General features: G+C 70.5%; 14 protein-coding genes. 9 read left to right on the top strand and 5 right to left on the bottom strand.

The window, feature by feature from the left end:
* Nucleotides 1-14 precede the first annotated feature (14 nt).
* The 8 genes from ACFYW9_RS14520 (at nucleotide 15) to ACFYW9_RS14485 (ending at nucleotide 9,396) form a co-directional block, all read left to right on the top strand.
* Nucleotides 15-1,358, top strand: a complete 1,344-nt coding sequence (locus tag ACFYW9_RS14520) for an ABC transporter substrate-binding protein (RefSeq protein ID WP_389149230.1) — start codon at nucleotides 15-17, stop codon at nucleotides 1,356-1,358.
* Nucleotides 1,355-2,272, top strand: a complete 918-nt coding sequence (locus ACFYW9_RS14515; RefSeq protein WP_389149227.1) for an ABC transporter permease — start codon at nucleotides 1,355-1,357, stop codon at nucleotides 2,270-2,272. The genes ACFYW9_RS14520 and ACFYW9_RS14515 overlap by 4 nt, the downstream gene beginning before the upstream one ends.
* Entirely contained in the window at nucleotides 2,256-3,023 is a 768-nt protein-coding gene (locus tag ACFYW9_RS14510; RefSeq protein WP_389149224.1) for an ABC transporter ATP-binding protein, read from the top strand. The genes ACFYW9_RS14515 and ACFYW9_RS14510 overlap by 17 nt, the downstream gene beginning before the upstream one ends.
* A gap of 11 nt (nucleotides 3,024-3,034) precedes the next feature.
* Nucleotides 3,035-5,812 carry a fumarate reductase/succinate dehydrogenase flavoprotein subunit gene (locus ACFYW9_RS14505; RefSeq protein WP_389149221.1) on the top strand — a complete coding sequence of 926 codons (2,778 nt, stop codon included), beginning with the start codon at nucleotides 3,035-3,037 and terminating at the stop codon, nucleotides 5,810-5,812.
* A 139-nt stretch (nucleotides 5,813-5,951) separates the two neighbouring features.
* Nucleotides 5,952-6,428 (top strand): Asp23/Gls24 family envelope stress response protein, encoded by a 477-nt coding sequence (locus ACFYW9_RS14500; protein WP_389149218.1) that lies wholly within the window; start codon nucleotides 5,952-5,954, stop codon nucleotides 6,426-6,428.
* A 64-nt stretch (nucleotides 6,429-6,492) separates the two neighbouring features.
* Complete coding sequence (locus ACFYW9_RS14495) at nucleotides 6,493-6,816, top strand: DUF3040 domain-containing protein (protein ID WP_351870110.1); 324 nt, start codon at nucleotides 6,493-6,495, stop codon at nucleotides 6,814-6,816.
* A 182-nt stretch (nucleotides 6,817-6,998) separates the two neighbouring features.
* Nucleotides 6,999-7,604, top strand: coding sequence for a PadR family transcriptional regulator (locus ACFYW9_RS14490; RefSeq protein WP_389149215.1), 606 nt, complete (start codon nucleotides 6,999-7,001; stop codon nucleotides 7,602-7,604).
* Between the two features lie 70 nt (nucleotides 7,605-7,674).
* A complete protein-coding gene (locus ACFYW9_RS14485; protein WP_389149212.1) occupies nucleotides 7,675-9,396 on the top strand; it encodes an acyl-CoA dehydrogenase family protein in 1,722 nt (573 codons plus the stop codon).
* Between the two features lie 125 nt (nucleotides 9,397-9,521).
* Here ACFYW9_RS14485 and ACFYW9_RS14480 read toward each other — a convergent pair whose 3' ends face one another.
* The 4 genes from ACFYW9_RS14480 to ACFYW9_RS14465 all read right to left on the bottom strand — a co-directional run bounded on the left by ACFYW9_RS14480 (nucleotide 9,522) and on the right by ACFYW9_RS14465 (nucleotide 12,548).
* Nucleotides 9,522-10,016 carry a DUF6000 family protein gene (locus tag ACFYW9_RS14480; RefSeq protein WP_389149209.1) on the bottom strand — a complete coding sequence of 165 codons (495 nt, stop codon included), beginning with the start codon at nucleotides 10,014-10,016 and terminating at the stop codon, nucleotides 9,522-9,524.
* Between the two features lie 28 nt (nucleotides 10,017-10,044).
* Nucleotides 10,045-11,751, bottom strand: a complete 1,707-nt coding sequence (locus ACFYW9_RS14475) for an FG-GAP and VCBS repeat-containing protein (protein WP_389149206.1) — start codon at nucleotides 11,749-11,751, stop codon at nucleotides 10,045-10,047.
* 180 nt (nucleotides 11,752-11,931) lie between these two features.
* Nucleotides 11,932-12,309, bottom strand: a complete 378-nt coding sequence (locus ACFYW9_RS14470; protein ID WP_351870095.1) for a fic family toxin-antitoxin system, toxin component — start codon at nucleotides 12,307-12,309, stop codon at nucleotides 11,932-11,934.
* Nucleotides 12,309-12,548: a hypothetical protein gene (locus ACFYW9_RS14465; RefSeq protein WP_328663976.1), complete on the bottom strand. Its 240-nt coding sequence runs from the start codon at nucleotides 12,546-12,548 to the stop codon at nucleotides 12,309-12,311. The genes ACFYW9_RS14470 and ACFYW9_RS14465 overlap by 1 nt, the downstream gene beginning before the upstream one ends.
* 167 nt (nucleotides 12,549-12,715) lie before the next feature.
* On the opposite strand from ACFYW9_RS14465, the gene ACFYW9_RS14460 reads away from it, so the two are divergent.
* The gene (locus ACFYW9_RS14460; protein WP_389149201.1) at nucleotides 12,716-13,600 is read left to right on the top strand and encodes a hypothetical protein; all 885 of its coding nucleotides are present in this window, start codon (nucleotides 12,716-12,718) and stop codon (nucleotides 13,598-13,600) included.
* Nucleotides 13,601-13,728: 128 nt separating this feature from the next.
* Here the strand turns inward: ACFYW9_RS14460 and ACFYW9_RS14455 are convergent, their stop codons facing one another.
* Nucleotides 13,729-18,003: a discoidin domain-containing protein gene (locus ACFYW9_RS14455; protein WP_389149198.1), complete on the bottom strand. Its 4,275-nt coding sequence runs from the start codon at nucleotides 18,001-18,003 to the stop codon at nucleotides 13,729-13,731.
* Between the last annotated feature and the right edge of the window lie 180 nt (nucleotides 18,004-18,183).

Here is an 18,183-nt window from a genome sequence, read left to right as displayed (position 1 = left end):
GGTCTCGAACTCCCATGAAACGCACAGCAGTTGCCTCCACCTTCCTCCTGCTCCTCCCGCTGACGGCGTGCGGCGGCACCACCGCGGCGGGAGGCGACGGCTCCACCGTCACCGTCACGGTCGGCTACCAGTCCAAGACCATCAACACCGTCACGGCGGGCACCCTCCTGCGCTCGCTCGGCGCGTTCGAGAAGGAACTCGACGCCCTCCACGACGGCCACACCTACAAGGTCGACTGGCAGGACTACGCCACCGGCGCCCCCATCACCGCCCAGATGACCGCGGGCAAGATCGACATCGGCTCGATGGGCGACTTCCCCCTCCTCATCAACGCGGCCCGGGGCAGGCAGCTCAACCGCCCCACGCGCCTCGTGTCGGTCACCGGCTACAACCTCCGCGGCGGCCTCAACACCATCGTCACCGCTCCCGACTCCAAGATCGGCTCGCTCGCTGGTCTCAAGGGCAAGAAGGTCTCGACGAGCATCGGCTCGGCCGCCGACGGCACACTCATCCGGGCCCTGCAACGCGCCGGCATCGATCCCGACAAGGGCATCCGGAAGCTCAACCAGCAGCCCGCCGTGGGGGCTTCAGCCCTCTCCGCGGGCAGCGCCGACGCACTGTCCCAGTTCGTCGCCTGGCCGGGTCTGCTCGCCTACCAGGGCAAGGCGAAGGCCCTGTACGACGGCGCCGAGCTCAACCTGCCGACCTTCCACGGTGTCACCGCGCGCGAGGACTTCGCCCGGAAGCGGCCCGCCGTCCTGGAAGCCTTCCTCAGGGCCCAGGCCGAGGCCACGGAGTATCTCGACGCCCACCCCGTCCCCGCCGCCGAGAAGGTCGCCGAGGCCACCGGACTGCCCGCCGAGGTCGTCTACCTCTACAACGGCGCCCACGGCATCTCCACCTTCGACCCGGCGGTCAAACCGCGGCTCGTCTCCGCCCTGAAGCAGGACGTGACGATCCTCAAGGCCGCGAAGCTCACCGGTGACGTGGACGTCGACGCCTTCGTCGACGACCGGTACGTCAGGAAGGCACTCGGAGCCGGCTACGCCGAACACCTGGCCACCCGGCCCCCGGCGGCCGCCGGGGAGGTGTGGCCCAAGGACGCCCAGCAGACCCGTACCTTCGAGTCCCCGGAACAACTGCTGGGTCATGTCGCCGAGCACAAGGCCACGATCCGCGCCGCGTACGTACCCGACGCCACCACCGGCACCCTGTGGTTCGCCGACAAGGCGGTCTGGGTGACGGACGGCGGCCGGCTGCTCCCCTTCGTCGCACCGGCGACCGCGAAGGCGTACGTCACCGGGCACACCGGCGCCCGTGTCATCACGTACGCCGACGCACTGCGGCGGGCGTCATGAGCCGCGCCCCGCGACAAGCCGCCCGCTTCACGCCCCGATACCCGGGGCGGGCGGGCCGGTTCGCCCTGCGGTTCGGCTCGCTCGCGGGCGCTCTCGGCGTCTGGCAGTTGCTGACCGGCCTCGACGTCGACCTGTGGCTGCGCTTCTCGCAGTTCCCCACCGTCGCCGACGTGGCACGCGCCTTCGCCGACCGTCTGTCCGGCCCCGACTACTGGACGGACCTCACCGACAGCCTCACCCGCATCCTCACCGGCTTCCTGCTCGCCGCCGTCCTGGGCGTGGCCACGGGCGTGCTCGTGGCCCGCTCACGCCTCGCCGAGGACCTGCTCGGCCCGCTGCTGGAAGTCGTCCGGCCCATCCCGGCCATCGCCCTGGTCCCCGTGGCGATCCTCCTGTTCCCCTCCAACGAACAGGGCATCGTCTTCATCACCTTCACCGCCGCCTTCTTCCCGGTACTCGTGTCGACCCGGCACGCCGTGCGGGCGCTGACCCCGGTGTGGGAGGAGGCGGTGCGCACCATGGGCGCCGGACGTCTGCGCGTCCTCGGCTCGGTCGTCCTGCCGGGCGCGCTGCCCGGTGTCTTCGGCGGCCTGTCGGTCGGCCTCGGCGTCTCGTGGATCTGTGTCATCTCCGCCGAGATGATCTCCGGCCAGTACGGCGTCGGCTACCGCACCTGGCAGGACTACACGATCGTCAACTATCCCGGTGTGTTCGTGGGGATGGTCACGATCGGTGTCCTCGGCTGGATCACGTCGACGGCCGTGGAGGTCCTGGGCCGTCGTCTGACCCGCTGGCTGCCACGTACGTCGTACGTGCCCGGCGCGCGGGTGCCGCGGCAGGCGCGCGGCGCCGCCGTCCCCGTACGGACCGTGCCCAGGACCGAGAAGGACGTGCCCCATGACCAGTTCGTCTGACGTGCGTTCACCGTCGCGCACCGGGGCGGCCCTCGCGCTGCGCGACGCCTCCCTCGGCCGCCCGGGCGCGCCCGTGCTGCAGGGGGTGGACCTCGACGTCGCCCCCGGCGGGATCCTCACCGTCGTCGGCCCCTCCGGCTGCGGCAAGTCGACGCTGCTGCGCACGCTCGCCGGACTGCTGTCTCCCCTCACCGGGGAGGTCACCCAGGACGAGCACCGGCTGACGGGCCCCTCCGCCGACCGTGCCCTGGTCTTCCAGGAGGACGCCCTGCTGCCCTGGCGGACCCTGCGCGCGAACGTCGAACTGCCCCTCGCCATCCAAGGGTTGTCGCGTGCCGATCGCCGTGCCCAGGCCGAGTCCTGGCTCACCCGGGTCGGACTCGCCGACCAGTCGGGGCAGTTGCCCCACCGCGTGTCCGGCGGCCAGCGCCAGCGCGCCCAACTGGCCCGCGCCCTGGCACCGGCGCCGCGCGCCGTCCTCATGGACGAACCCTTCGGCGCACTCGACGCCCAGACCCGCGCCGGCATGCAGGATCTGCTGGTGGAGGTGTTGCGGGGGACGGGCGCGACCGTCGTGTTCGTGACCCACGACGTCGACGAGGCCCTGTTCCTCGGCGACCGGGTGGCGCTGCTCGGCTCCGGCCGGCTCGCCGCGCTGCACGACGTGCCGCGCCCCCGCGACCGCACCGCGCACGACGACCCGGCGCGCGTGGCGCTGCGACGCGAAGTCCTCTCCTCGCCCGGTACCTGAAAGGCCCTTCGGTGACCACCTCCGTGAACACCCCCCTGGAGATCCCCGCCCTCGCCGACGCCGAGGAGCTGAGCTGCGACGTCCTCGTCATCGGGGGCGGCACCGCCGGCACCATGGCGGCGCTGACGGCCGCCGAACACGGCGCGGACGTCCTCCTGTTGGAGAAGGCCCACGTCCGCCATTCCGGCGCGCTCGCGATGGGCATGGACGGCGTCAACAACGCGGTCGTCCCGGGTCGCGCCGAGCCCGACGACTACGTCGCCGAGATCACCCGCGCCAACGACGGCATCGTCGACCAGTCCACCGTCCGCCAGACCGCCACCCGCGGCTTCGCGATGGTGCAGCGCCTGGAGTCGTACGGGGTGAAGTTCGAGAAGGACGAACACGGCGAGTACGCGGTCCGCCAGGTGCACCGCTCCGGCTCCTACGTGCTGCCGATGCCGGAGGGCAAGGACGTCAAGAAGGTCCTGTACCGGCAGTTGCGGCGGCGTGAGATGCGGGAGCGGATCCGCATCGAGAACCGGGTGATGCCGGTGCGCGTGCTGACGGCGGACGGGAAGGCCGTGGGTGCGGCCGGGTTCAACACCCGTACGGGGCGGTTCGTCACCGTCCGCGCGGGCGCCGTGATCCTGGCGACCGGCGCCTGCGGCCGCCTCGGCCTGCCCGCCTCCGGGTACCTGTACGGCACGTACGAGAACCCGACCAACGCGGGCGACGGCTACGCCATGGCGTATCACGCGGGCGCCGAACTCACCGGTATCGAATGCTTCCAGATCAACCCGCTGATCAAGGACTACAACGGTCCGGCCTGCGCCTACGTGGCCAACCCCTTCGGCGGCTACCAGGTCAACCGGCACGGAGAGCGGTTCGTCGACTCCGACTACTGGTCCGGGCAGATGATGGCCGAGTTCGCCGCCGAGGTGGCGTCCGACCGCGGCCCGGTGTACCTGAAGCTGAGCCATCTCCCGGAGGAGTCGGTCGCCGCCCTGGAGACCATCCTCCACTCGACCGAACGCCCGACGCGGGGCACGTTCCACTCCGGCCGCGGCCACGACTACCGTACGCACGACGTGGAGATGCACATCTCCGAGATCGGTCTGTGCGGGGGCCATTCGGCCTCGGGGGTACGGGTGGACGACCACGCCCGTACGACCGTCCCGCGCCTGTACGCCGCCGGGGACCTGGCCTGCGTACCGCACAACTACATGATCGGCGCGTTCGTGTTCGGCGACCTGGCGGGCGCGGACGCCGCCCGGTACACGGCGTACGAGGGCGAGTTGCCGTCCGGGCAACTGCGCGAGGCCCACGAACTGGTCTACCGTCCGCTGCGCAACCCGGACGGTCCCCCGCAGCCGCAGGTCGAGTACAAGCTGCGCCGCTTCGTGAACGACTACGTGGCCCCGCCGAAGTCCGGGGCCCGGCTGTCCCTCGCCCTGGAGGCGTTCGAGCGGATGCGGGCCGACATCTCCGCGATGGGCGCCCGTACCCCGCACGAGCTGATGCGCTGCGCCGAGGTCACCTTCATCCGCGACTGCGCGGAGATGGCGGCGCGATCCTCCCTGGCCCGTACGGAGTCCCGCTGGGGTCTCTACCACGACCGCCTGGACCACCCTCGGCGCGACGACACGTCCTGGTTCCACCACCTGGACCTGTACAAGTCCCCTTCCGGAGCGATGGAGTTCACGGCCCGTCCGGTGGCTCCGTACGCGGTACCGGTCGACGGCTTCCGCCCGGTCGGCGGTCCTTCCCGTCACCTCGGTGAGGTCCACCCGGAGCAGGTGGCGACGGCCGGGACCCGGGAAGCGGCACCGGTGGCGATGGGGCCCGAGCACACTCCGGTGGGCACGGCCCTCCCCCACGGTGCCGCCACCGGGGCGCCTGCCACGCCACGCCTGCTCCAGCTCCTCTCGCTCGCGGAGGAGGAACCCGAACTCGCTGCCGTCGCGCCCTACTTGACCGACCCCGACCCCGTCGTCCGCAGGACCGCCGTCACCGTTCTGACGGAGACCGTGCCGACCGGCACCGGCCCGGCCCTCGCCGCCGCGCTCGTCGACACCGACGCCGGCGTGCGCGAGGCCGCGGCGGGCTCACTGCGCGAACTCGTCGAGACGCTGCCGCCCGGAGAAGCCCTGCGCGAGGGCCTCGCCTCCGCCCTGTCCGCCGACGACCCCGTCGTACGCGCCGCCGCACTCGACGTCCTGCGCGCCCTTCGCCTCGGTGACGCCGGACTCTTCAGGGGGTCTCTGTCCGACTCCAGCATCGCCGTCCGGATCGAGGCCGTACGGGCGCTCGTGTCGGTCGACGCCACTGAAGCGGTTGCCCGTGCGGCCGGGGATCCGTCCCGCGAGGTCCGCGTCACGATCGCCAGGGCGCTGGGCACCGGCGTCTCCGGGCGGCTCGACGACACGACACCGAGGGCTTCAGGACCGGCCCGCGCGGTCCTGACCGAGCTCGTCGCCGACCCGGACGCCCTGGTGCGAGCGGCCGCCTACGAGGCGCTGGCGGCCACCGGCTGCCCGGCGCCCCTGGACGCCGGCGCCGTGGCCGCCCTGAACGACCCGGCCTGGCAGGTCCGGGCCGGCTCCGCCAAGGCCCTGTCGGCCGCGGACCCCGGCACGGCCGTCCCCGCCCTCGCCCGAACCCTCGCCGACCCGAACGCCGACGTGCGCAAGGCCGCCGTACTCGCGCTGACCCGCCACCGTGCCACCGAGGGCGCCCGCGCGGCCCTGGCCACGGCGACGACGGACCCGGACGCGGATGTACGGGCCTACGCGGCGCGAGCGCTGTGACGACGCCCCGGTTCGGACGTCGCGGCATTCACTCCGGATCGCACGAATTGCGCCATTCGTGTGACGATGACTGAGGGGCATGGACCCTCCCCCTCGAGTGTCACGCGAGGTGTCCGCACGGAATACCGAGGAGGTCCTGATGACGGACCTGACCACCCGCTCCGCGACCACCAGGAACGAAACGGGCGAGGCCACGGGGAGCCGGCGCTCCGGCACCGGTGATCCGGGAGGCAAGGGACGGACCACCATCGCCGACGGCGTGGTGGCGAAGATCGCGGCGGCGTCCGCGCGCGAGGTGATGGGCGTCCACGACCTCGGCACGGGCATGACCCGGGCCCTCGGGTCCGTCCGCGACCGCGTGCCCGCCGGGCGCCCCGGTCAGACCCGCGGCGTGAGCGTCGAGGTCGGTGAACGGCAGACCGCGGTGGATCTCGACGTCGTCGTCGAGTACGGGTACGCCATCACGGACGTGGTCGCGGACATGCGCGTCGCCGTGGTCTCCGCCGTCGAGCGCATGACCGGCCTGGAGGTCGTGGAGGTGAATGTCGCCGTCGGCGACGTGCGCCTGCCGGACGAACCGGACGAGGAACCGCAGGACGGCCCTCGCGTGACGTGACCCGCCGCCCCGGCGCCGGAGGCTCGCAGCCACCGGCCGCCGTGGAAGAACGCTCAGGAGGTGCGTGGCCGTGGACGAAAAGGACCACGCGGACGGTGTCCGGCTCACAGCGCGCGAACGTGCCGCGCTGGCGGAGATCGAGGAGGGGCTACGGCGGGACCACGCGCCGGCGCCTGCGCCGCACCACCCGTCCGGCGGGCGCCGCCTCCCCGTCGCGGTCGCACTGATGCTGGTGTGCTCGGTGGTCCTCGCGGTGGTCGGCATCCGCACGTCGGACGCCGCGTTTCTCTGGTGCTTCGCGGTTCTGTGGCCGCTGACCGTGCTGCAGATCGTCAGGTTGCTGGGCCGCTGGATCAGAGCCACGGGCCCTTTCACCCCGTGGTTCTGATCCGCCCGCCGCCTCCGGGGCCGACGACGGAACTTCCCGGCTTCCCTCGTGCGGGCAGGCCGACGACGTCGCCGTGAGCGCCTCGCGGGATCCCATGACGTGCGCGGCGGCCCGGGTGAGCCGTGTCTCACAAGGGCTGCGGCGCTTGCCTATGCAACGAGTTGCATAGAAAGCTGTGCGGTATGGCGCTCGAACACGCGATCCTCGTCTCCCTGCTGGAAAAGCCGGGGTCCGGCTATGAGCTGGCCCGGCGGTTCGAGCGGTCCATCGGGTACTTCTGGACCGCCACGCACCAGCAGATCTACCGCGTGCTCAAGCGCATGGAGAGCGAGGGCGTGCTCGCCGTCCGGGACGTGCCGCAGCAGGGGCGGCCGGACAAGAAGGTGTACTCGGTCGCCGGCCCCGGGCGTGCCGCGCTCTCCCGGTGGCTGCACGAGCCGATCGAACCGGAGAGCATCCGTCACGAACTGGCGGTGAAGATCCGCGGCGCCGCCTTCGATGACCCGGCGGCGCTCGTCGACGAGGTCGAACGGCACCACCGGATCCACAGCGACCGGCTCGCGCGCTATCTCGCCGGGGAACTGCGCGACTTCACCGGTCCGGACGCGCCCGCACCGCTCGACGCCGGTCAGGAGCTGCAGCATGTCGTGCTGCGCGGCGGCATCGCCTACGAGCGGATGACGATCGCCTGGCTCGACGACGTCCTCGCCACGCTCCGCGCCCTCGGCACGACGACCGGTGTCACGGGCGGCGACCCGCAGGGCGACCCGGCGCGGCAGTCGCCCTGACTCACCCAAGCTTCCTCCCTCTCCCCGTCAGGCAATCCCCAACCCTCCATCCCTCGGAAGGCGAACCTCTGTGACCACCACTCCCTTGCTGTTCAACCCGCACACCTACGACCCGGCGCACTTCGACCCCGAGACCCGCAGGCTGCTGCGCGCCACCGTCGACTGGTTCGAGGAGCGCGGCAAGCGCCGGATCATCGAGGACTACCGCACCCGCGCCTGGCTCGGTGACTTCCTCGCCTTCGCCGCCAAGGAGCGCCTGTTCGCCACCTTCCTCACCCCGGCCTCCGCCGCCACGGACGAGGACCAGCGCTGGGACACCGCCCGGATCGCCGCGCTGAACGAGATCCTCGGCTTCTACGGTCTCGACTACTGGTACGCCTGGCAGGTGACCATCCTCGGTCTGGGCCCGGTCTGGCAGAGCGAGAACGCCACGGCCCGCACGCGTGCCGCGGACCTCCTGTCCCAGGGCGAGGTGTTCGCCTTCGGTCTGTCCGAGAAGGCCCACGGCGCCGACATCTACTCCACCGACATGCTGCTGGAGCCCCAGGCCGACGGCGGTTTCCTGGCCACCGGCTCCAAGTACTACATCGGCAACGGCAACGCCGCCGGCCTCGTCTCCGTGTTCGGCCGCCGCACCGACGTCGAGGGCCCGGACGGATACGTCTTCTTCGCCGCCGACAGCCGCCACCCGGCGTACCACCTGGTGAAGAACGTCGTCGACTCCTCCAAGTTCGTCAGCGAGTTCCGCCTGGAGAACTACCCGGTCGCCTCCGAGGACGTCCTGCACACCGGCCGAGCCGCTTTCGACGCGGCCCTCAACACGGTCAACGTCGGCAAGTTCAACCTCTGCACCGCCTCGATCGGCATCTGCGAGCACGCGATGTACGAGGCCGTCACCCACGCGCAGAACCGCATCCTCTACGGCCGACCCGTCACCGCGTTCCCGCACGTCCGCCGGGAGCTGGCCGAGGCGTACGTCCGACTCATCGGCATGAAGCTGTTCAGCGACCGCGCCGTCGACTACTTCCGTACGGCGGGTCCTGAGGACCGGCGCTACCTCCTCTTCAACCCGATGACGAAGATGAAGGTGACCACGGAGGGCGAGAAGGTCATCGACCTGATGTGGGACGTGATCGCCGCCAAGGGCTTCGAGAAGGACAACTACTTCTCCCAGGCCGCGATCGAGATCCGGGGCCTGCCCAAGCTGGAGGGCACGGTCCACGTCAACCTCGCGCTGATCCTCAAGTTCATGCGCAACCACCTGCTGGACCCGATCGACGTGCCCGCCGTGCCGACCCGACTCGACGCGGCCGACGACGACTTCCTCTTCCGGCAGGGACCGGCCCGTGGCCTGGGTTCCGTCCGCTTCCACGACTGGCGCGCCGCCTACGACGCCTACGCCGAGGTCCCGAACGTCGCCCGCCTCCGCGAACAGGCCGACGCGCTGTGCGAGTTCGTCACCACCATGGCCCCTGACGAGGCGCAGAGCCGCGACCTCGACTTCCTCCTCGCCGTGGGGCAGTTGTTCGCGCTGGTGGTGCACGGACAACTCATCCTGGAGCAGGCGCGTCTGACGGACCTGGACGAGTCGGTGCTCGACGAGCTGTTCTCCGTGCTGGTCCGCGACTTCTCCGGCCACTGCGTCGAACTGCACGGCAAGGACTCCGCGACCGAGCAGCAGCAGGCTTGGGCACTGGGCGCGATCCGCCGTCCCGTCGTGGACGAGGCGCGCTCGGCCGGGATCTGGAAGCGCGTGGAGGCACTGTCCGGCGCGTACGAGATGTCCCTGTAGCGGCGCCGACCCGAAACTGTCGTGTGCAACCGGCGCCTGTGCAGCGCCGGTTGCGCACGACCTGCCGCCACCCGGCCGAGCTGGGCTCCGGCTGTCCGGGCCGCGGGCCGCGGGCCGGGATCTGCCTACCCGAGGGTCCAGCCGTTGGCGAAGTCGCACCGGAGGTCGGTCCGGCGACGCTGTTCGGCGGGGATCCAGCGGGGGTCGCCCCGGAGGTGGGCCAGGGAGTCGACCCACTGCTCCCAGAGGCCGTCGGGTCCGGTGAAGCGATCCGCGTGGCGGGTGCCGAGGTGGGCGTCGAGGCGGAGGAGTGCACCGAGGGCGGCGGGCTGGTCGTAGCGCAGGTCGGTGCGCGGCAGGTAGTGGTCGAGGTAGGCGGTGAGGATCTCGGCGTCCGCGTGCGTGCCGAGGCGGGCCAGGGCGAAGCAGTAGGCGCCGCCGGAGTAGCAGACCTCGCTGGCCAGGAGCAGGTCCCCGAGGCGCTCGCGGAACGACGTGCGGCGGGCGACACCGATCAGCCAGGCGGCGGTCAGGCGCGAGCGCCGTTCGTAGCCGAGCAGGGCGTTCAGCTCGGCGTCGGTGATCGCGGCGGCGTCGATGAGGCTGCGTGTGATCATCATGGCCGTGCCGTGCTGACGGATCCCGTGGTCAGGAGTTGAAGTCCGCGCCCAGCGCGGAGTTGAACTGTTCGGGGGCGCCGAGGGTGCTGGGTCCGATGACGATCGAGCCCTTCGGGGTCACCCCGCACGCCGTCGACGGAAACACCCAGACCGCGCCGCGAGCGCCGTGCGGGGTGCCGTCCGGAGCGACCTCACCCCCGGCGAGCACATCGGCACGGCCGTCGCCGTCGACGTCGACGATCTTGGTCGCTGACCCGAACGCGTCGGCGCCCTGAGCGGTGCCGGGCACGCCTACGGTGTCCTGGGTGAGGAGCTGCGCGCCCTTTCCGGTCAGGCCGTGCGCGGTTCCCCGCAGCGTGACGACACTGCCCGCGCCGTCCGCGCCGCCGACGTCCTTCTGCGGTATTCCGGCGGATACGTCCGCGTACCCGTCACCGTCGATGTCGCCGACCGAGACGCCGGCGCCGAAGTACTCGGTCCCGCCCTCCTCGTCGGCTCCGGAATCCTCATGGGCGACGCCGGGTATTCCAGGACTGTCCTGGTTGAGCATCGTCATCTTCTCGACGTCGGGGCCGCTCCTGCCGCCCGGCAGATAGACGACCGCCCCGCTCTTGAGGTGCGGCAGGCGGTACTTCCTGGCGTACTCCTGCTCCTCCACCCCACTGCCGCCGGCGCCGCTGTCGACGGGGACGAACTCGAAGAAGGCGTTGGTGACGATGTCGGCGTAACCGTCGCCGTTCACATCCCCGACGGCCACCGCATGACCGGCGTCCTGTGGACCGTGGATACCGCTCAGGGCGACGCCGGCGGTGAGGCCGTCAGGGGTGCCCTTCCAGTACAGGACGTCGCTTCGGCTCGTGCTCCCGTTCTCCGTCTCACCCACGGAGACCAGGTCGGTGATGCCGTCGCCGTTCACGTCCCCGGCGGCCAGGTCCCTCATCCCGGCTTCGCGCGGGCCCTTCACGTCGTGCACGCCGCCGGCCGGCGTGCCGTCATGCCCGAACGGCCCGGACAGGACGCGCAGGTCGCCGCCCCGGACCTGGGTCGCCACATCCGGCGCACCGTCGCCGTCGAAGTCCCCCGCCACGACGAGCGAACCGACCCCGTCGCGGGAGGCGGCGCGACTGGGCAGCGTGACCGAGCCGGACAGCCCGTGCCGGCCTCCCCAGATGACCGAGAGGGATCCCTGCCAGTGATACCGGCGGAGTCGCCCGTCCTCGACCCCACCGCTTCCGTACGCCTCGTCGTGACTGTTCTCGCGGGACCCGACGATCAGATCCGCGTACCCGTCCTGGTCGAGGTCCGCGGTGGTCACGGAACTGCCGTAGTAGTCACCCGGTTCGCCGACTCCCGGCACGCCGGGCTTGTCCTGGTCGAAGATCTGCTTGGACGAGATCCGCAGACCGTGGGACGAGCCGTACACGACGGCCACATAGCCGGGCTTTCGACGGGCTTTGCTCCGGCCGAGGTCGCCGCGCGGAACAGGGAAGGCGACATCGGAGTAGCCGTCGCCGTTGAGGTCGTCATGGAGCGCTCCACGGTGGAGCTCGCCGGCACCGGACGACGCGCTCGGCACGCCGTTCACACACCAGCTGGCCGGAGGGGGGCCGTACACCTTGCTCTTGGCACCGCGGTCGGGTTCACCGGGGTCGGCACTCGTGCACGCCGTGACGGACAGGCCGACCGCCATGGTCAGCGCCAAGCCGCGGGCGTGCGCGGTTCGGAGTGAGTTCATCGGTGTCCTCCATGCGGTGCGCACGCGTGCCCCCGACGCCCGCCCCTTCCCGGTCAGCAGGTGTCACCGGGACGGCGGCCTTCTCAAGAGCATCGAACAGGGCGGGTTCGCGGGCGCGCAGATGCGGTTCCGCACACACGGAACAAGGGCGAAGGCAAAGCAGCGCCTGGCCAGTGGGCGTCAGGTGGTGGTGGGCCAGGTCCGCAGCAGGGCGGCGATCTTCCCGGCGGTGCAGGCGGGGTCGAGGAGCAGGTCCCTGAGGGCGATGGCGTCCTCGCGTACGGGCTTGACGCCGATCCCGGCGGCTTCGAGGTACATGACGCCGCTGGCCGCGGCGACGGCGAGATTGGAGCGCTCCAGCCAGCGGCACCGGCCCAGGGTGTGCACCAGGGCGGCGGCTTTGGCGTAGGGGCCCTCGTAGACGGGTCGCTCGAACAGTTCGGCGCGGTGGCGCGCGACCGCCGAGGCGGGAACGCCGTAGTCGTCCGGAGCCGGATCGTCGGCTCCGGCGGCCTCGGCCACCTGAAGGATCCAGGGAACGTCGATGTGCAGATCCATCAGGCCGCGTGCGCTCCCCGGGCCGTCTGCTGGGCCTGTTCGACCTCGTCGAAGACACTCTGGTGTTCGCTCAGGAAGCGGGCTGCCGCGTCCACCGCACGGGCACGCAGGCCGCTGGTGTCGTCCTGCACCAGTCGGGCGAGATAGTCCCCGATACTCAGCCCCAGGTCGGCGGCTCGCTTCTTCGCGAGGTCCGCGATGTCCTCGTCCACACGCGCGCCCAGCTGTGTCTTCGCCATACCAGCATGGTAACAGCCGTTACCAGACGAGGGAGGGGAATGAGGACATCCCGGCGATGACGGCAAATGCACGGCTCACGCGGGAAGCCGAACGTCCGGCATGCCCTGGGCGTCACAGGTGCGGAACCGGATCCGGCTCCGTTCGACCGTCTTTCCATGGGGGCATCATGCGGTCCTGCAAACTACTCGTAACCCTCGGCCTGGTCGCCGCCGCGGTCGTCGGATGCGGCGACCTGAGTGTGCCCGGCGGTGGGCACGTCCGCGACGACGACACCGCCGAGCGCGCCCGCCGCGTCGCCGCCGCCTGGGAGGGTTCCGAGACGGCGCGCGCGTGGTATCAGGACTACTACCTGCTCGGCGACCCCGTTCAGCTGCCGGACGGCGCCTTTCACAACGACGCCGACAAACGCGCGTACGCCGCCCAGAACTTCGACCTGCGCACCCCCCTCCCCGACGCTCCGAAGAAGCCGGGGAGGATCCGGTGGACCGACGGCGAAGCCCTCTCCTTCCCCCTCACCTCGGCACGAGCGGCCTACGACAAGCTGGACCGCGGCGAGAACCCCGGCCCGGCACTCACCGTGACCGGTGCCCGGCTCGGCGACATGACGGTACTGACCAGCAGGGGGAAAGCGACCGTGCCCGCCTGGCTCTTCACGGTCAAGGGCTACGACACCCCGCTCAAACGCGTCGCGGTCACTCCCCCGAAACCGCTCCGCTTCCCGATCGGGGCCGTACAGCAGGAGACGGACGAACTGGTACCGCTCTACGGGCTGAACACCGTCGCGCGGGACGGCCGGACGCTCACCGTGCTCGCCAAGCACGGCGCGTGCGACGACGGCCCGGCCGTCGATGTGCTCGAGGCCGAGGGCAGCGTGGTGCTCTCGGCCTCGATCCGTGGCACCTCCGACGGACCGTGCACCAGCCAGGCACTCGCCAAGAAGGTGACGGTGAAGCTGCGCCGCCCGGTCGGTGAGCGCATCCTCCTCGACGCGTTCACCGGCAGGCCCGTACCCTACGAGGAGCCCTACTCGGCCTCGCCCAAATCGCGTTGACCCACCATAACCACGGCAAAGAGCGCGCCCCGCTCCGAAACGGCCGCGCATGCGGCACTCGTTCGAAGCACGGGTACGGGGCCGCCCCCGGTGAGGGCGGCCCCGTACCGATCGGTGGTGTCCGGCACCTACTCGACGTTGATCCTGAAGGTGCTGGTCGTGTTGCGGATGTCCTGGGCGTTGCCGCTCATCCGCAGGTTGCGGAAGGTGGCTTCACCGACCGCCGGCCCCTGGCCGGGCTCCGGCAACTCGTTGGCCCAGATGCCGAATCCGGACTTGGCGTCGAAGGCGTCCCCGCTCTTCTTGGAGTTCGTGATGGAGACGTCGGTGAAAATGGTGTCCTTCACCGGGAACTGGGGCTGCCCACCGACGTAGTTGGTCTGGAACATCACGCCTCCATAGGTGGAGTCGTCGATGTCGACGTCGTTGACCCGGATGCCCTGGAAGACCTTCGAGGCGGAGAACGCCCAGATGGCGGGGAAGACCTGCGAGCCCCAGAAGTGGCCGCCCGTCCGCTCCAGGGACACGTTCTCGATGGTCGTGGGCTCGGTCCCGAAGCCGTTCATCGGATAGCCGAAGTCCAGCGAGGAGATGGTGATGCCGGAGTAGACCAGGGTGTCGGCCACCCGGAGGTTGCGGAAGGTGTTGTTGTACCCGCCGTAGACGGCGATGCCGGCCGCTCTCCAGGTGAGCGTCGATGTCAGGTTCTCGTAGAGGTTGTTCTTCTCGTCGGCGCCTCCGGCGTCGATCGCCGAGAAGAGGGCGAAGCTGTCGTCGCCGGTGGCACGGGCGTCGTTGTTGACGACGTGGTTGTCCGTGGAGCCGTTCGTCATGTTGATGCCGTCGGCGAACGTGTTACGGATACGGGAGTTCTTGATGGTCATGCTGTCGGTGTTGGCGCCCCAGTACATGCACACCATGTGCTCGACCCAGATGTTGTCGATGGTGATGTTCGCGACGTTGGCGAAGTCGAACACCTTGCCCGGGCCGTCGATGCGGGACGTGTAGTTGCCGAGGTAGGTGAAGCCGGCGAACGTCGAGCCGTTGGCCGTGGAGTCGGCGCGGAAGCCGACGTCCGTGTTCTCCTGCGAGGAGGGGGCGTGGAAGCGGGTGAACCAGGGGCCCGCCCCGACGACCTTGACCGCCTTGCCGTAGACCTGGAACTTGCTGGAGGTGTCGTAGTCACCGGCGGGCAGGTAGACACCGACGAGCTTGCCGGTGGTGTCCATGCGGACCTTGTCCAGGGCGTTCTGCACGTCCTGGTGGGTGAATCCGGTCGGGACCGCGTACGCGGCCGGGTCCGGGTTGGCGGCCGCCGTCGCCTGCTCGGTGTTGATGAAGTCGACGGCGTACGTGGAGGAGTTGGCCGCGTCCTTCTGGAGCCGGATCTTGGAGCCGGCCGCGACGGTCCTGCCGAGTTGCAGGCTCGCCTCGTCGTAGATGTGGCGCGGGGCACCGGAGCCGGGCGAGTTGCCGGGCGCGGTCTCACTGCCGTACAGCCAGGCGTACTTCGAGGTGAGGTCGATCGCCTTGAGGAACTGGCCGTCCACGTAGACGTTGAGCGTCGAGTCGGTGCCGTCCGGGATCGAGAAACGGGTCACCAGGGTGTTGGTGGCCGCACGGGTGGTCCATTCGACGTACTGTCCGGTCCCGTTGAGGGTCACCGCCTTGCGGCCGCTCGCCTCGCCGGCGACATCGCCGACGGTCCGGTTCGGTCCCACGACCTTGGCGCCGCCACCGAGGGTGCCGTCCTCCGCCTCGTACATGTCGTACGGCATGTCGGCGCCGCGGCCGACGAACAGGGCCTGCGTGGTGGTGTTGTTGGTCCGCTTGACCGGCAGTTCGTTCGCGTCGTCGGCGATGACGGTCTTGACGGTGTACTTGCCGTTGGCGGCCGTCCACGAGCCCAGACTGACCGGCGCGGTCGTCTGGCCCGCGGCGATGGCACCGCTGTAGGAGCCGCTGAGCGTCTTGACCGTGGCGCCGTTGGAGTTCTGGACCGTCAGCGTCACCCCGTGGGTGCCGGAGGCGGAGGCCACCGTGCCCTGGTTCTTGATCGCGACGGTGAACTTGACCTCGTCGCCCGCCGAGGCGCTGGAGGGACTCCAGGAGACCGGTGCGGCCAGGAGGTCGGAGCTGGAGACGGGCTTGACGACCAGGGCGTCGGAGCGGGTGAAGGTGTTGTTCGCCTCGTTCTGCTCGATCACCTTGTTCGACGGGTCCACCTCGGCGCCGACGGGGTAACTGCCCGCGTCCCGGGCCCCGATGCTCGCGGTGACCGTCTTCGTCTCACCGGCCGTGAGCGCCGGGACGTCGGCCGTGGCGACCTTGGTGCCGCCGAGGGTGAAGTTGAGGTCGGTGGCCTTGGACGCCTTGGTCCCGCTGTTGGTGACGGTCGCCGTCAGGCTGATGGCGTCCGACTCGACCGGTGCCGCGGGTGTGTTGGTGATGCCGGTGACCTTGAGGTCGGGGTTGGCGGCCGGGGTGCCGATCACCTGGAACTCGGCGACCTGTCCGCCCGGGGCACCGGAGTTGGACGTGAACTTGAGTTGGATGTCGGCGGCGGCCCCGGTGACCGGGATGGTCACGGTGTTCCCGCTCGACGGGTTGAAGGTGTAGTCCTTCGCCGCGACGAGGCCGGTGAAGGCCGCCGCGTCCTGGTCACGGCCGAGCACCTGGATGTTCTGGGTGCGGGTCGCCCAGGCGGCGTCCGGGTTGAGCTTGACGACGACCTGGGCGAGGTCGGCGTTGGCCCCCAGCCTGGTGGTCAGCGTGGCCGGGTAGGCGCCGCCTCCGCTCTCCCAATAGGTGCCGATCTGACCGTCGTTGGCGTTGGCGGCGACGTAGGTGAAGGTGGAGGAGGAGGCCTCGATGGGCTTGCCCTCGGCGAGGTTGGAGCCGGAGCCGGTCGAGCCGGTCCGGGTGACGCTGTTGCCGGCCGCCGACACGTTCCCGGCGGCGTCCTTCGCCTTCACGTAGTAGGTGACGGTGGCCGTCGCCGAGGGGGTGTCGGTGTACGTCGTGACGTCGCCCGCGACGGACTTGAGCAGCTGGCCGCCCGCGTAGACGTCGTAGCCGGTCACCTTGACGTTGTCGCTCGACGCCTGCCAGGTGAGCTTCACGTCGTTGCCGGACTGGGTGTAGGCGAGGTTGCCGGGGGCCGTCGGTGCCTGGGTGTCCCCGCCCGATCCCTGCCGGGTCACGCTGTTGCTGTTGGAGGAGACGTTGCCCGCGGCGTCCTTGGCCCGCACGAAGTACGTGATGGCGGTGCCGGCCGGCTGGGTGTCGGTGTAGGTCAGGACGTTCCCGGCGACGCTCGCCCGCAGTTGGCCGTTGGCGTAGACGTCGTACCCGGTGACGGCCGTGTCGTCGCTCGCCGCGTTCCAGGTCAGCTTGATCTGCCCGGTGGCCGGCTCGGTGAGGGCCAGGTTCGACGGAGCGGTCGGCGCCTGGGTGTCGCCGGTGGCGGGTCCGTAGACCTCCAGCTCGGATAACTGCCCCGCCGGCCAGCCGGTGTTGGCGGTGATCAGCACGCGCACGTACCGCGTGGTGACCGTGTCGAGGGAGATGGTCGTCGACTGGTCGTTGGAGCTGTCGAAGGTGTACGCCTTCGAGGCCGTCAGATCGGTGAAGTTCTGGTTGTCGGTGGAGCCCTGGACCTTCAGGGTCTGGCTGCGGCTCGGCCAGCCGCCGGGCAGCCGCAGCGTCACCTGGTTCACCTTGACCGATGAGCCGAGGTCGACCTGGATCCACTGCGGGAAGGCGTTGTTGGTGCTCTCCCAGTAGGTGTTGCGGTTGCCGTCACCCGCGTTGGCGGCGGGGTAGACGTCGGCGTGCCCGCTCTCGGTGAAGGGCTTGCCCTGCGCGAGGTTGGGGGTCGAGGCGGCGGCCGTGAGGACCTGCATCTCGGCGAGCTGGGCCGTGGGTGCCACCGAGTTGCCGCTGAAGTCGGCCCGTACGTACCGGGCGAGGGTCGCGGGGAAGGAGACCTTCACCGTGTTGTCGTTGCCGGGGCTGAAGACGTACTGCGCCGACGACTTGAGCGTGGCGAAGCTCTTTCCGTCGGCGCTTCCCTGGAGTGCCAGCGTCTGCTTGCGGGTCTGCCAGTGCTCGGGCAGGCGCAGCACGACCTGGCGGACACGCTCGGTCCGCCCGAGGTCGGTCTGCACCCACTGGGCCGACTTCTTTCCGGCCTGCCAATACGTGTCGGTGTCGCCGTCGGTGACGTTGACGGCCGCGTGTGCGGCGCGGGCACTGCCGGCCTTGGTGGCGGCGTCCGCGGCGGCATCGGGACCGCCGGCGGCGTGGGCACCGACGGCGGGCAGGCCCAGAACCATGACGGTGGAAGCCAGCGCGGCGGTGGCTGCGCGGTGTCTCCAGGATCTCGGCTTGTGTGGAGTCATGCGGGGTTCACTCCCTGCGGAGGTTCGCGCGCCGGAGGGGCGGCGGGGTCGGCTCGTTCCTGGGCAGAGCGGTGGCGCGTTGCGAAGAACGGCAAGAGGCGGCTGCACGCGCGTACGGCGTCCTCAACGGAGCATACGCGCAGCTTCTTGCATTGTTTCATCGCAATATTGCAGAGCAGT

The sequence above is a fragment of the Streptomyces sp. NPDC002698 genome (assembly GCF_042888945.1).
Classification (GTDB): Bacteria; Actinomycetota; Actinomycetes; order Streptomycetales; family Streptomycetaceae; genus Streptomyces.
The sequence above is the reverse complement of the archived record's forward strand: the minus strand, read 5'-3'. Positions and strand labels throughout refer to the sequence as shown.

Bases quoted from the DNA above. Each gene is read 5' to 3' on its own strand.
- ACFYW9_RS14455 (WP_389149198.1), bottom strand. From the start codon at position 18,003: ATGACTCCACACAAGCCGAGATCCTGGAGACACCGCGCAGCCACCGCC.
- ACFYW9_RS14480 (WP_389149209.1), bottom strand. From the start codon at position 10,016: ATGATGATCACACGCAGCCTCATCGACGCCGCCGCGATCACCGACGCC.
- ACFYW9_RS14475 (WP_389149206.1), bottom strand. From the start codon at position 11,751: ATGAACTCACTCCGAACCGCGCACGCCCGCGGCTTGGCGCTGACCATG.
- ACFYW9_RS14520 (WP_389149230.1), top strand. From the start codon at position 15: ATGAAACGCACAGCAGTTGCCTCCACCTTCCTCCTGCTCCTCCCGCTG.
- ACFYW9_RS14470 (WP_351870095.1), bottom strand. From the start codon at position 12,309: ATGGATCTGCACATCGACGTTCCCTGGATCCTTCAGGTGGCCGAGGCC.
- ACFYW9_RS14490 (WP_389149215.1), top strand. From the start codon at position 6,999: ATGGCGCTCGAACACGCGATCCTCGTCTCCCTGCTGGAAAAGCCGGGG.
- ACFYW9_RS14465 (WP_328663976.1), bottom strand. From the start codon at position 12,548: ATGGCGAAGACACAGCTGGGCGCGCGTGTGGACGAGGACATCGCGGAC.
- ACFYW9_RS14460 (WP_389149201.1), top strand. From the start codon at position 12,716: ATGCGGTCCTGCAAACTACTCGTAACCCTCGGCCTGGTCGCCGCCGCG.
- ACFYW9_RS14515 (WP_389149227.1), top strand. From the start codon at position 1,355: ATGAGCCGCGCCCCGCGACAAGCCGCCCGCTTCACGCCCCGATACCCG.
- ACFYW9_RS14500 (WP_389149218.1), top strand. From the start codon at position 5,952: ATGACGGACCTGACCACCCGCTCCGCGACCACCAGGAACGAAACGGGC.
- ACFYW9_RS14510 (WP_389149224.1), top strand. From the start codon at position 2,256: ATGACCAGTTCGTCTGACGTGCGTTCACCGTCGCGCACCGGGGCGGCC.